Annotated in this window: 13 protein-coding genes; 4 read left to right on the forward strand and 9 right to left on the reverse strand. The window is 76.2% G+C overall.

Annotated features, from left to right (window positions below; genetic code table 11):
* Positions 1-116: 116 nt before the first annotated feature.
* Together Q7T67_RS03955 and Q7T67_RS03960 are read right to left on the reverse strand one after the other, a co-directional pair.
* Positions 117-290 carry a hypothetical protein gene (locus Q7T67_RS03955; RefSeq protein ID WP_304786216.1) on the reverse strand — a complete coding sequence of 58 codons (174 nt, stop codon included), beginning with the start codon at positions 288-290 and terminating at the stop codon, positions 117-119.
* Positions 287-1,732, reverse strand: coding sequence for a fenitrothion hydrolase (locus tag Q7T67_RS03960; protein ID WP_304786218.1), 1,446 nt, complete (start codon positions 1,730-1,732; stop codon positions 287-289). The genes Q7T67_RS03955 and Q7T67_RS03960 overlap by 4 nt, the downstream gene beginning before the upstream one ends.
* 83 nt (positions 1,733-1,815) lie before the next feature.
* Between Q7T67_RS03960 and Q7T67_RS03965 the strand changes: the two genes are divergently transcribed.
* Positions 1,816-2,589 (forward strand): redoxin domain-containing protein, encoded by a 774-nt coding sequence (locus Q7T67_RS03965; protein WP_304786219.1) that lies wholly within the window; start codon positions 1,816-1,818, stop codon positions 2,587-2,589.
* A 39-nt stretch (positions 2,590-2,628) separates the two neighbouring features.
* On the opposite strand, the gene Q7T67_RS03970 is transcribed toward Q7T67_RS03965, so the two are convergent.
* From Q7T67_RS03970 to Q7T67_RS03985, 4 genes are all read right to left on the reverse strand, one after another.
* Positions 2,629-3,642: a hypothetical protein gene (locus Q7T67_RS03970; protein WP_304786221.1), complete on the reverse strand. Its 1,014-nt coding sequence runs from the start codon at positions 3,640-3,642 to the stop codon at positions 2,629-2,631.
* Positions 3,643-3,652: 10 nt separating this feature from the next.
* Positions 3,653-4,786 carry a metallophosphoesterase gene (locus tag Q7T67_RS03975; RefSeq protein ID WP_304786223.1) on the reverse strand — a complete coding sequence of 378 codons (1,134 nt, stop codon included), beginning with the start codon at positions 4,784-4,786 and terminating at the stop codon, positions 3,653-3,655.
* 8 nt (positions 4,787-4,794) lie between these two features.
* Positions 4,795-5,775: a 4-hydroxy-3-methylbut-2-enyl diphosphate reductase gene (locus Q7T67_RS03980; RefSeq protein ID WP_304786225.1), complete on the reverse strand. Its 981-nt coding sequence runs from the start codon at positions 5,773-5,775 to the stop codon at positions 4,795-4,797.
* Between the two features lie 102 nt (positions 5,776-5,877).
* Complete coding sequence (locus tag Q7T67_RS03985; protein WP_304786227.1) at positions 5,878-6,909, reverse strand: M28 family metallopeptidase; 1,032 nt, start codon at positions 6,907-6,909, stop codon at positions 5,878-5,880.
* 136 nt (positions 6,910-7,045) lie between these two features.
* Between Q7T67_RS03985 and Q7T67_RS03990 the strand changes: the two genes are divergently transcribed.
* Entirely contained in the window at positions 7,046-8,470 is a 1,425-nt protein-coding gene (locus tag Q7T67_RS03990) for a wax ester/triacylglycerol synthase family O-acyltransferase (protein WP_304786229.1), read from the forward strand.
* Here Q7T67_RS03990 and Q7T67_RS03995 read toward each other — a convergent pair.
* Both Q7T67_RS03995 and Q7T67_RS04000 read right to left on the reverse strand, forming a co-directional pair.
* Positions 8,457-10,106: a S8 family serine peptidase gene (locus Q7T67_RS03995; protein WP_304786231.1), complete on the reverse strand. Its 1,650-nt coding sequence runs from the start codon at positions 10,104-10,106 to the stop codon at positions 8,457-8,459. The genes Q7T67_RS03990 and Q7T67_RS03995 overlap by 14 nt on opposite strands.
* Before the next feature lie 103 nt (positions 10,107-10,209).
* Entirely contained in the window at positions 10,210-10,506 is a 297-nt protein-coding gene (locus Q7T67_RS04000) for a metal-sulfur cluster assembly factor (RefSeq protein WP_304786233.1), read from the reverse strand.
* Positions 10,507-10,595: 89 nt separating this feature from the next.
* On the opposite strand from Q7T67_RS04000, the gene Q7T67_RS04005 reads away from it, so the two are divergent.
* Together Q7T67_RS04005 and Q7T67_RS04010 are read left to right on the forward strand one after the other, a co-directional pair.
* Positions 10,596-11,135 carry an FxsA family protein gene (locus Q7T67_RS04005; protein ID WP_304786235.1) on the forward strand — a complete coding sequence of 180 codons (540 nt, stop codon included), beginning with the start codon at positions 10,596-10,598 and terminating at the stop codon, positions 11,133-11,135.
* A 102-nt stretch (positions 11,136-11,237) separates the two neighbouring features.
* Positions 11,238-12,206 carry a hypothetical protein gene (locus Q7T67_RS04010; RefSeq protein ID WP_304786237.1) on the forward strand — a complete coding sequence of 323 codons (969 nt, stop codon included), beginning with the start codon at positions 11,238-11,240 and terminating at the stop codon, positions 12,204-12,206.
* A 20-nt stretch (positions 12,207-12,226) separates the two neighbouring features.
* Here the strand turns inward: Q7T67_RS04010 and Q7T67_RS04015 are convergent, their stop codons facing one another.
* Entirely contained in the window at positions 12,227-12,682 is a 456-nt protein-coding gene (locus Q7T67_RS04015) for a hypothetical protein (protein WP_304786239.1), read from the reverse strand.
* Positions 12,683-12,925: the final 243 nt, after the last annotated feature.

Consider the following 12,925-nt stretch of genomic DNA (forward strand, 5'->3'; position numbering starts at 1 on the left):
CGGGCCCGCCGACGAGCCCCGACCGGGCCGCCGGGACCACGGGCACCCGGGACGCTCGGCGCTCCCCGGGAGCCGTCCGCGCCGCACGGCCTCCAGGGCCGCGGCGGCGGGTCCGGCTACGCGCCGGGGCGGACGTCGGGCCCGAGCGGCTCGCCGTCGACGTCGTAGCCGTCCTCGCCCTCCTCGGGCAGCCGACGACCCGCGAACCAGAGCCCGCCGGCGACGAGCACGACGGGGGCCAGGTACAGGAAGACGTGGTACCAGTGGCCGATGTGGGCGAGCACGGTCACGACAGCAACCATAGCCCCAGCGACGTGAAGGCCACCATCACGGCCAGCATCCAGTACTGCGACCGGGCTGCCGACCGGGGACCGCGGAAGGTCCGGAGCGCCAGGTCGTGCGCCGCGACGAGACCGGCGACGTGGCCCAGCACGAGGGCGACGACCTGGACGTACCAGACCGAGTTGCCGCTGAGCAGGCCGTAGTCCACGCCCCAGCCGGCGGTGCCGAACCAGTCCGAGCCCGTCCCGCGCGGGTCCGACAGCAGGAACCCGAGCGTCTGCCCCCGCTGGGCCAGGAGCGAGATGTAGTGGGCCACCGCGTAGCCGACGGCGATCGGCACGATCGTCGGGGCGAACCGGCCCATCAGCTCGCGCGACCGGAGCCGCGTCGGGTCCACGGAGCGGACGCCTGCGATGCCGAGGCGGACGAAGCCGCTGACGAGCCCGAGCGTCACCGCCAGGCCGACGGTGGCGGCGGCCGTGGCCGCACCGCTGGCGCCGAGGCCGAGGTCGGAGAAGCGATCGGTGAGCCAGACCCCGGGCGCGCCGTTGGCCGTCCACAGCTCGCCGCCCGACAGGCCGTCGAAGGTCGTCGAGCCGACGAGCACGAGCACCACCGCGGCGAGCCCCGGCTCCGGACGGACGCCCGCCAGGCCCGTGCCGGGCCAGCGGACGTGGAGGCGCCCGTCGGCCCACCGCAGCGGGGACAGCGACGCCGCGAGGCGGAAGTAGCGGTCGAAGCCGTCGGCGTGGTCGAGGAACCGCGTGCCCCAGATCCCGCTGCCGATCAGCATCGCCGCGCCGTACAGCAGCGCGAGCAGGCCGAGCAGGTCGGGCGCGTCCTTGTCGGGAGCGGCCAGCTCGAGCCACGCGAACGCCAGCAGCACCGCGGCGGCGGGCCACAGGCCCACGCGGGCGGGCCAGGTCATCGGTGCGGGGAGGGCGTCCTCGCCGCCGACGCGCCGGCCGATCCAGCCCGCGGCGTCCGCGATCGCCCGCCACGGGCTGAGCGCCCGCCAGAGGTCGCCGACGAACAGCGAGAGGACCGGCAGACCGACCCAGAAGGCCACGTAGACCATGGTCGGCGCAAGGTTGGCCTGGATGTTCTCGGTCCCCGTCAGGCCCGCCCACACGGTGAGCACCCAGAGCGCGACGCCGAGGAGGCCGAGGACGACGCGACCGCCGTGGCGGACCGGGGCCGGCACCGCCCACGAGCGGCCCTCGGCCAGCTGCGCCAGGCGCGGCCGGGGCCAGAGGATCGAGAGGCCGACGAACGAGACGACGAGGACGATCGCCGCCGCCCACGCGAAGAGCCACTCGGGGATCGGCAGCGTGCGGGTGCCGCCGAGGCCGTGTGCCGCCGCCGGTGACGGCAGCAGGAGGGCGGCCGCGGCGACGGAGATCCCGGCCGCGAGCGCCCGTCGCGACCGTCCCGGTCGAGCGTCGTGCATGGCCTCGATGGTAGGGAGCCCGACGGCCGCGCGATCCGCCGCCCGTCGGCCCGGCCGGGTCACGATGTACCGTCTCCGCCCTCATGCGCGTGCCCGCGGAGACCATCCCCGCTCCCCCGTTCCCCCGCCCGGCGCTCTGGGCCAACGTGGCGATGCTGCGGATGGACCAGCAGAAGGGCCGCCCGGTGCTGATCGAGTTCTTCGACCTCGCCCGGCCCGCGTCCGTGCGCAGCGTCCGCTACCTGCAGGCCTGGCACGAGCGGTACGAGGAGGCCGGCCTGCGGGTCGTCGGCGTCCACTGGCCGGGGTACGAGATCTCGCGGGGCTACAAGACCGTCGGCGCGGCGATCAAGCGCCTCGGCCTGACGTTCCCGGTGCTGATCGACGACGAGGGTGCCTACCGCGACGAGTTCGAGGCGCCGGGGTGGCCGTCCCGGTACCTCTTCGACGGGAAGAGCTGGCTCGTGGACTACGAGCACGGCGAGGGCGGCTGGCGGGCCACGGAGGAGCTGGTGCTCGAGCTCCTGGGCCTCGAGGCGGAGCCGCTGGCCCCGCTGCGCCCGGTCGACGGCGACGACGCGCTGCTCGTCATGCCCACGCCCGACCAGGAGGGCCCGTGGTCGGGGTCCTACACCGCTGGCGAGGTCTGGGCGACGGTGCAGCCGCCCCCGGACCGCCCCGGGTCGCTCGTCGTCAACGGCGAGACCGTCGCGGTCGAGCACCCCGGCGCGCAGCTCCTGCTAGCGCACGAGGTCTCGACGGCCGGGGAGCTGACGCTCGAGCCGGGGGACGGCACGACCGTCCTCGGCGTCAGCTTCGCGCCGGGGCTCGCGCCGTCCGCGGCGGACGACGGCTGACCGCCCCGGGGCCGAGGCGGTCCCGGGGCCGAGCGCCGCTCAGCGCGTCACGCGCACGTTCAGCGAACGCGATCGCCCACCCTTCGGGGTGAACGTGAGCCGGACGACCCGCCCCGCGTCGGCCCGCGGGGCGCGGAAGGCGAACGTGCGGCCGGACGGCCCGACCTTCCTCAGGCGCTTCACGGTCTTCGTCCCGCGACGGACGCGGACCTCGACGGGGCCGCCGGCGACGCGCAGCCGGACTCGCAGGACCTTCCCCGGTGCGACGCGGCGCACGGGCGCGCTGAGGCGGACCGACGGGCGGACCGCCGCGGGCGCGGCCGGGGTCGACGGATCCACGGGCCCGCCGCCGGTCGGCGGCGGGACGGGGCAGCCCTTCGGCACGCCGCCGACGTCCGCGTCCGCCCGGATCCGCGTGGTGACGTCCGTGAGCTTCGTCGAGGCGTCCGTCGCGGTGACGAACGTGCGCACGCGGTAGGAGCCCGCGGCGGGGTTGACGGCGCCCGGCGTCGCGGTCGCGCACCCGTTGTCGTCCACGTTCAGCTTGATCGTGACGCTGGACACCCGGGCGCCGAACGGCAGGTCGGGCAGCTTCACCGCCAGCAGCGTCGCCCCGGCCGCCGCGACGGGCGTGCCCTGGTCGTCGAGGTCGGTGCCGGGACGGACGCCCGCCGACACCGAGCCGATCGCGGGCGCGTTCAGGCTCCAGCGCCCCGGAGCGCCGTCGCCCGGCCCTGCCGTGTTCACCGCGAACCCCGTGAAGGGTCCCAGGCTGGACTCGAAGTCCACCGTCCCGATCCGCCGCCCGCTGCTCGTCCCGGGGTCCAGCGCGAACCCCTGGACCGCCAGACGGACCTCCCGGGGGCCCTGGCTGATCATCGGGTCCTGGGCCACCCGGATCGTGAGCGGGCGCGAGACGGCGCCCGGGCGCGCGTCGCCGAGCTGGACGGACCGGACGCCGCCGTCGTAGGCCGCGTCGGCCCCCGCGGGGACGAGGAGGAGCAGGGCGGTGCCGAGGAGGAGGGTTCCCGGCGTACGTGGGGGCGTGCGCATGGGGCGCACGCTAACGGCCGGGGGAGCCGCCGACCAGGTCGAGCAGGCGGGGCACGCCGTCCGTATCGATCCGCACCGCGCGGCCGGGCCGGTAGGCCACGGAGTCCGGTCCACCGGGGTCGCCGGTGTCCTCCACCCAGGAGCCCGTGTTCCAGATCCGGCCCCCGCCCCGCTCCAGCCGCCACTCCCAGGCGGCGTCGCCCGGGAGCGGCCCGGCGCGGTGGGTGTGACCGACGATCAGGTGGGCGGGCCGCACGCCCAGGTGGGCCGCGACGCGATCCATCCCCCGCAGACCGGCGAGGCGCAGCGTCTCGGGGGTCAGGCGGTCCTCGAGCCCGTCGATGCCGGCGCGACGGAGCCCGGCCACGACGCGCGGCACCGCGAGTCGCAGCCCGCGACCGGACCAGGTGCCCCGCTCGTTCAGTCGCTGCCAGACGCCGGCCGACGCGCGCTGCGAGCCGCCGACGCGGGTCCCGACCGCGTGGTCGGCCAGCGCGTCCATCCAGCCGTAGCCGGGCGACAGGACGCGCTCGAAGTCGTCCGGGGTGCGCAGGTCGTCGACGGTGACCCCGTGGCTGCGGGCGGCGAGGCCGGCGGAGAGCCGCTCGAAGGTCGGCATGCGCCACAGCGCGTCGACGTAGTGGCCGTGGGTGACGAGGACGCCGCCGGGGCCGTCGGCCGGGGGCGGCACGAGCCACGCCGCGGGGTAGCCGACGCGGAGCCGCGGCCCGCGGCCGGCCCCTGCGGCGAGGGCGTCCGCGACCGCCCCCGCGACGGGCGAGGCGGTCGCGGGATCGACCGTCCCGGTGAGCGCGAGCGGCGTGCCCGCGAGGTGCTGCTCGTGCAGCCACGGCCGGACGAGCCGGTGGTCGTGGTTGCCGGGCAGCAGCAGGACCTCCGTGTCGGGGCCCAGCGCACCGCCGAGCCGCGCGAGGAACGGGGCGGCGCGCTCCAGGATCGTCCGGGGCGACGCGTGGCGCAGCTCGAGCAGGTCGCCGGCGAGGACCAGCCGCTCGACGTCGCCGACGGCGTCGAGCAGCGCGTCCTGGACCGGCCCGGGGTCCCGGAGCCGGTCGGTGCCGGATCCGGACCCCAGGTGCAGGTCCGAGACGACGAGGGTGGTCGGGACCGCGTCGACGGTCACGCGACCGCTCAGGCCTGGAGGGCCTCGCGGGAGTGCTGCTCGACCCGGATGGCCTTGGGCAGCATGAAGCGGACGTCCTCGCGCACGACCTCGAGCTCGCGGACCTCGGTGGTGCCGCGGGAGCGGAAGAGCTCGACGAGCCCGGCGACGAGCTCCTCGGGGGCGCTGGCGCCGGACGTGATGCCGACGGTCGCCTTGCCCTCCAGCCACTCGTCCTGGACCTCGGAGACGTGGTCGATGAGGTACGAGTCCGTGCCGAGCTCGCGCGTGACGTCGACGAGGCGCAGCGAGTTGGAGGAGTTCTTCGAGCCGATCACCAGCACGAGGTCGCACTGCCCCGCCAGCTCCTTGACCGCGGCCTGGCGGTTGGTCGTCGCGAAGCAGATGTCGTCCTTGCGCGGACCCGTGATGTGGGTGAAGCGCTCGCGCAGCCGGGCGATGATGTCGCGGGTCTCCCCCACCGACAGCGTCGTCTGCGAGATGTAGGCGAGCTTCTCGGTGTCGGGGTCGATGTCCAGCGTGTCGACGTCGTCGATGGTCTCGACCAGCGTGATGTGGTCGGGCGCCTCGCCCATCGTGCCCTCGACCTCCTCGTGGCCCGCGTGGCCGATGAGGATCATGTGGTAGCCCTCCTCCGCGAACTTGACCGCCTCGCGGTGGACCTTGGTCACCAGGGGACAGGTGGCGTCGATCGTCTTCAGACCGCGCTTCGCGGCGTCCTCGTGGACCGCCGGGCTGACGCCGTGGGCGCTGAACACGGTGATCGCGCCGGGCGGGACCTCGTCGGTCAGCTCGTCGACGAAGACCGCACCGCGGGCGCGGAGGCTCTCCACGACGTGCTTGTTGTGGACGATCTCCTTGCGGACGTAGACCGGGGGGCCGTAGAGGTCCAGCGCGCGCTCGACCGTGACGACGGCCCGGTCCACGCCGGCGCAGAAGCCGCGCGGGCGGGCCAGCAGGACGGTGTCCGGGGTGGGGAGCGTGGTCACCCCTCCATCGTACCTGCCTCCGGCGTTCGCCGACACCGATTCCCGACCGACGAAGTAGGAGATGGCGCACGCAGGGGGGCCGACGGGCGGCCCCTGCGGGGATCAGCGCCGGCGCTCCGCCGCCGCCCAGTCCACGAGGGTCTCCCCCGTGGCGTCCATCGCGCCCTCCGACAGCCGGTCGAGCGTGTCGCGGGCGGTGTTCTTCTGCGGGTAGTCCCAGTCGATGAGATCGACCGCGGGGACGCCCGCCTCGAGGAAGGGCAGGTGGTCGTCGATGATCCCGACGCCGGTGCCGGCGAACACGCTGCCGACCCCGACGCGCGAGGCGGCGGCCCGGACGCGGCGCCAGAGCCCGGGGTCCGAGCCGAGCTCGCGCGGCAGGCGCAGGCCTCGGTTGGCGACGTAGTCGGCCAGCACGAGCGACCCGACCTCGCCGCGATGGGCCGCCGCGTAGGCCCGGGAGCCGCGCAGGCCGTCCCGTTCGAACTCGTCCTCCGACCCGCCGACCGGCAGCTCCTCGCCGTCGAACAGGACGAAGCGGACCTCGCGCGCGCCGGCCGGCCGGCTCTGCCGTCCGAGGGCCCGGGCGGCCTCGAGGACGACGGCGGTGCCGGCCGCCGAGTCGTTCGCGCCGACGAAGCCCGCCGGGCGCAGCTGCGTGTCGTAGTGCGCCGCCAGGACGACGGCCGGTGCCCGGCCGGGGATCCGGCCGACGACGTTGACGAGGCCGGGGTGGCCGGCGACGGCCTCCTCCCGCGCCCGGGGCAGTCGCCGGACCAGCTCCCTGCGCACCCGTGCCAGGGTCTCGGAGCCCGCGGGCCGGGGGCCCGCGGCGACCTGCAGGCGGACCAGGCGCAGGGCCCGGTCGGCGTCGAACCGGCGCGTGCGGGGCCGTGGGACGGCCCGGTCGGGTCGCCTGGCGGCGCGGAGCGCCGCGTCCAGCGCGTCCCCGGTCGCGGCACGGGCGGTCGGGGCGGGCGTGGCGGGTACGTCCGTCGTGGCCGCCGACCGGGTCGTCGCAGGGTCGCCGTCGCCGGAGCGGACCGTCAGGACGAGGGCGACCAGGACGAGGGCCACCACCGCGGCGCCGGCGGCGAGGCGCACGGCGCGCCGGGTGGAGGAGCGGTCGGGCATCGGGCCCGAGCCTACGCCAGCCGGCTCCTCCGACGACGAAGGTGGACCCCGCGGGTAGGGTGGGCGGTGGCGGTCCCGGACGCGGCGTGCTCGCGCGGCCCGGTCCGCGGCAGCTCGACGACGGAGGACCCTTCCCATGGCCCAGCAGCGCTCCGACCGGCTCACGGCCGTCGACGCCGGCTTCCTCCACCAGGAGGGCCCGGCCTCGCACATGCACATCGGCGGACTCACGGTCTTCGAGGGGCCACCGCCCCCGTTCTCCGAGGTCCTGGAGACCATCCGCGGGCGGCTGCACCTGCTGCCGCGCTACCGCCAGCGCCTCGAGCACGCGCCGCTGGGGTCCGGCAACCCGGTCTGGATCGACGACCCGGCGTTCAACCTCGAGTACCACGTGCGCCGCACGGCGCTGCCCGCACCGGGCAAGCGCGACCAGCTGCGCGAGGCGACCGCCCAGATCTTCTCCCAGCGCCTCGACCGCTCCAAGCCGCTGTGGGAGCTGTGGATCATCGAGGGCATCGAGACGGATCGCTGGGCGATGATCTCCAAGACCCACCACGCCCTGATCGACGGGCTGAGCGGCATCGACATCGCCACGGCCCTGCTCGACATCGGCCCGGAGCCGATGGTGATCCCGCACCCCGACGAGGCGTGGCAGCCGCGTCCTGTCCCCACGACGGCCGAGCTGCTCGCCGGGGGCGTCAAGGGCGCCGCCCGCGCCGGCGTCGTCGGCGCGACCCGGGCGGTCGAGGCGCTGACCCGCCCGAAGGCCGCCATCTCCCGTGCGCGCGAGGTCGGCGAGGGCGTCGGCGAGATGGCGTGGGCGCTCCTGAACCCCGCGCCCGCCACGCCGCTGAACGTCGCGATCGGGCCCCACCGCCGCTACCGCGCGGTCGAGGGCGACCTGGCGACGTTCAAGCGGATCAAGGACGCGTTCGGCGGCACCGTCAACGACGTCGTCCTGGCCGTCGTCACCGCGTCGCTGCGCGAGTGGCTGCGCAGTCGCGGGGTGCGGACGGAGGGTCTGGAGCTGCGCGCGCTCGTGCCGGTGTCCACCCGGCAGAAGGACGAGCAGGGCCAGCTCGGCAACCGGCTGACCGCCATGCGCGGCCCGCTGCCGGTCTACGTCGACGACCCGGTCCAGCGGCTGACGCTGATCCGCGAGGCGATGAAGGACCTCAAGGAGAGCAAGCAGGCGCTCGGCGCCCAGGCGATCTCCGACGTCCAGAACTTTGCGCCCCCGACGATCCTGGCGCAGGCCTCGCGCCTGACGTTCTCCACGCGGCTGTTCAACCTGCTCGTGACGAACGTGCCGGGCCCGCAGTTCCCGCTGTACTTCCGCGGTCGGCGGATGGAGCGCGCCTTCCCGATCGCGTTCCTGCCCCAGGACCACGCGCTGGCGATCGCGATCCTCTCCTACGACGGGGCCGTGAACTTCGGCCTCATCGGCGACCACGACGCGCTGCCGGACCTCAAGCTGATCGCGGACGGGATCGCGGCCGAGATCGCGCGGCTGGACGAGCTCGCCGCCGTGGTCGCGGCGGAGCGCCTCAGCGTCGGGTGACCACGAGCGAGCGCTTCGTCGGCAGCCGGGCGCGATTGCCCGCCTTGTCGACGGCCCGCAGCGCGTAGCGGACGGTGCCACGGGGCACCTCGACGGCCATGCCCCGGCGGGCCCGGCCGACGAGGCCGAACCGCCCGCCGTCGACGCTGCGCCACAGCTCGACGGTCCGCAGTCCCGAGGGCACGAGCGGCGACGGGGACCGGTCCGTCCCGCGCCAGGCGAGCTCCAGGGTCGGGGTCCGCAGCTCCTGCGGGGTGGTCGAGAACGTCGCCGTCGGGGCCCGCAGGTCGACCCGGCGGGCGGCGTCGACGGCCGCCTGCGCGTCGACGACCCCCCAGCCCAGTCCCTCGGTCCAGCCGGAGCCCCGCCGGGCCGTCCGCTTGAGCAGCCGCGTGATCGCGGTGGAGCCGAGGTCGGGGTTCGCGCCCCGCATCAGCGCGGCGACGCCCGCCACCATCGGCGTGGCCATCGAGGTCCCCGCCTGGTAGGCGTACCGGCCGTCGCCCCGCACCGTCGTGCGCGTCGCCGGGGCCTCGTCGCCCGGCCGCGCCTGCTCGTTGGCGACGGTGCCGGCCGGGAACGCGCCGAGGATCCCGGGCGGCCCGCCGCTGTCGGCGTAGGTGCCGTACGCCGCGAGGCTGATCTGCGAGCCGGAGCCCGCGAACGTCGCGCGGGAGCCCGCCGCGGTGGCGGCCGTGACCGTGAGCCCGATCCCCGCGTCCGGGTCCGCACCCGTGCCCGTCGGCTGCAGGACGTTGGCGGGCCACCCCTGCTCCGTCGTGGGCACGTCGGCCGCGGCGGCGACGAGCACGACCCCGGCGTCGTCGGCGGCGACCAGGGCGTCGCGGAGGGCGCGGGACGCGGGACGGCTGCCGTCCGTGCCGAAGCTCATGACGATCGCGTCGACGCCGAGCCCGGTGGCGCGCCGGACGGCGCGGGCGACGCTCAGGTCGTAGAGGTCGCTCTTGATCGTCACCAGGCGACAGCGGCCGCCGGCGCCGACCGTGCCGGCGCCGTCGTCGAAGGCGGAGCAGGCCAGGGAGGCGACGTGCGTGCCGTGGCCGTACTCGTCGGTCCGCGCGGTCCCGGGGATCCCCGCGACCTGCGAGGTCAGCGCCCGGTCGACGACCGGGGCGAGCTGCGGGTGCGTCAGGTCGAAGCCCGAGTCGATGACGGCGACGGTCGTGCCGCGGCCCTCGCTCAGGCGCCACGCCTGCGGCAGCCGCATGCGGTCCGCCCACCACGCGAGCGTCGTCGGCGGCGGCGCCAGCGGGTCCTGGTCGCGCAGGACGGGGTCGCTGGGCAGGGCGCGGGACACCGCGCGCTGCTCGTCGACGACCTGGGCGACGCGGTCGTCGCGGGTCAGGCGGGCGGCGACCCGGCGGCGGGTCGCCGCACCGGGGACGGGGACCGCGACGGTGGCCCCGAGGGTCTCGGTCGGGCGGGCTCCCGAGCCCGCGGACCGCAGGGCGGAGGTGGCCCGCGACGCCGCGGACGGCGCATCGCCCGTGACGGTGACCAGCAGGCGCCCCGTGGGGCGGCTCGTCCCGGCGGCCGAGGCGGACGGTGCGCTCCCCAGCGCGGCGGCCGCCAGGAGGAGGACGACCGGGGCGGCGGCCAGGGAACGGGGGTGCACGCGTGATGGAACACGCGGGCGGGCGCTTCGATGCGCCCGGGACGGCGCGGGGTGCCTCACCGGCGGTCGGGCGGCGGAACGCCGCCCGGTCGCCGGCGCGACCTCAGAAGCCCAGGGCGAACTTGGCGTCCTCGCTCATCTTCTCCGGCGTCCACGGCGGGATGAAGGTGACCTCGGACCCGACGGTCCCCACGCCCTCGAGCTCGGAGACGAACTCCTCGATCTGCGACTCCACCTGCGGACCGATCGGGCAGCCCGGGGTCGTCAGGGAGTACGTCACCTGGACGTGCTCCCCCTCGATCTCGATACCGTAGATCAGCCCGAGCTCCACGAAGTCCAGCCCCAGCTCGGGGTCGATCACGTTCGCGAGCGCGGCTTCCACGTCTTCCACGGTGGCCATGCACCGAGTGTGACAGACCCCGGAGGGCTCCCTGCCCCGTGGGGCGCGGCGCTCAGGAAGCGATCAGGTGGAGGGCGTACCGTAGGTCCATGCCGCTCCTGCTCCTGGCCCTCCTCCTCGGCGGTGCGGTGCTCGAGATCTGGGTAGCGCTGCAGGTCGCCGACGCGATCGGGGCGCTGCCGGTCCTCGCCCTGCTCGTGCTGAGCGCGGGCATCGGGGTGCGGGTCCTCGGCCGTGGCACGGTCCGGGCGTGGCGGCGGGTCGCCGACGCCTCCCGCAGCGGCGAGCGGGTGGGGCGCAGCGTCCTGGACGCCGGGCTGGTGGTCGTCGCCGGCGTGCTCCTGCTGCTGCCCGGGCTGGTGAGCGGCGTCCTGGGGCTGCTGCTGCTCGCCCCGCCCGTCCGGGCGGTCCTGCGCCCGATCCTCGGCGGCCTCGTCGTGCGGCGGGTCGCCCTGCCCTTCGTGGTCGGGGCGAAGGGCGCCTCCTGGGCCGCGGGCCGTCGCCCCGGGGCCCCGGTCGACCTCGAGGGCCACGCCACCGAGCGCCGTGGGCCGGCCGACCCGGAGGGTCCGGTCTCCGGCGTGGTCCTGCCCGCGCCGCCCGAGCACCGCGGACCCGGGGCCCTCTAGTCCGATCGCGGCGCCGGACCTCTCCGGCGCCCTCCGTCCGCGGGGCGCGGGCCGCGGGAGGGCCACCGGCGGCGGCCGCCGCACCCGTGGGATGATCGCGCGATGGCTCTGGACCCCGCTCTGGAACGACCCCGCACGTCGGAGGCCGCCGGCTTCAGCGACGCGGTCACCTGTGCGTTCGCCGACGAGTCCTCGGGCGTCCACGGGACCGTCCGGATCGGCCTCGCCGGCGGGGCCGCGTCCGGCCTGACGATGGTCTTCGTCGGCGGGGTGCCGGCGATCGCGCACGCCGAGGGCGGGGTCGAGGTCGGCCCGGACGTCGGGGGGCACGACGAGCTGCACGCGGCGGGGATCGACCACCGGGTGATCGAGCCGCACCGGCGCTGGACGGTGGGCGTCGGCCTCGACGGCGTCCGGCTCGAGCTCGAGCTGGAGGCCACCGGGCCGCCGTTCGTCCTCGCCCCGGGGACGCCGGCCGCGCGTCGGGGCGGCATGGAGGGCTACGAGCAGCCGTGCCGCGTCCGCGGTCGCCTCGAGCTGCAGGTGCCCGGCGAGGCCCCGCGGACGATCGAGCTCGACGGCGTCGGGCAGCGCGGCCACCAGTGGGGTGCCCCCGACTGGGACACCCTGGAGCTGTCGCGGACGATCACCGGCTGGTTCGGCGACGACCTGGCCTTCAACGTCAGCGCGCTGCGCCCGGCCGGCGCGCGCTCGCACGCCGACGAGGTGGCCTGGTCCTCCGTCTCGCGGCCGCCGGCGATGGTCGCCCGGGGTCGCGGGGACGAGGACGAGGACGAGGAGACGCCCGAGCCGTCCGACGTGCCCGAGGCGGTCGACGCGCCGGAGCCGCGCGTGTCGACGACGGTCAACGCCGAGGGGCGCCACACCTTCGCGACCGTCGAGCTGTGGGAGAGCGACGAGGGTCCGGTGTGGACGGCGACGGGCGAGCCGGTCGCGGGCACGACGCTCGAGCTGGGCCGCCTGCGCCTCGACATGGCGTTCTTCCGCTGGCGGATGAACGGCCGGACGGGCGTCGGCCGCTACGACGTCCTGCGGCGCGTCGAGGACTGATCCGCCGACGCCCGGCGGCGTCAGTTCTCCGAGCCGAGGCGGTCCCAGCAGTAGAGCTCGAGCGCCTCCTGCACGATCAGCTCCGCGCTCTCCCGCGAGAGGTGCGGGAGGACGGCCTGCAGCGCCTGCTCCTCGGCCACGCCGGCGTCGAACGCGTCGTCGCCCCGGAAGCCGGCCGCGATCTTCATCGCCTCGCGGCGGTTCTCGCCCAGCGTCGGGAAGACGCGCACGAGGAACTCGCGGTTGGCGAGCGGCTGCCCGACCTCCATCGAGGCGTGCCACGCCGCGAGCATGGAGAGATCGTTGTCGTCCAGCGCCGCGAGGGTGCGCGAGTACTGGCCGACGAGCTCGGGCTCGGGGATCTCGTCGACCCAGGCGCGGACGACCTCGCCGACGAGCTGGCGGCGTGCCTCGCGGCCGATGGACTCGGCGATGACGCGGATGGCGTCCTGGGGGTTGATGAAGACGAGGTCCACGGGGTCCGTTCTCGGGTGTGCCACAGGCACGGTACGGCCCGGGCCGGACGGAGCCGAGGGCCCGCGGGGGCCGCCCGCGGGCCGACCGTCACTCGAAGCCGAACTCGTCGGCCGCCGCGCCGCCTGCGCCCCCGCCTCCGCCGGTGGAGGAGCCTCCCGACGGTGCGGGCGCGGTCCCCGTCGACGGTGCCGGGGCGGTCCCGGCGGTCGCGCCGCCGCCTGCCTCGGAGCCCGTCCCCGTCG

It is taken from the genome of Patulibacter sp., from assembly GCF_030655195.1.
GTDB lineage: Bacteria > Actinomycetota > Thermoleophilia > Solirubrobacterales > Solirubrobacteraceae > Patulibacter.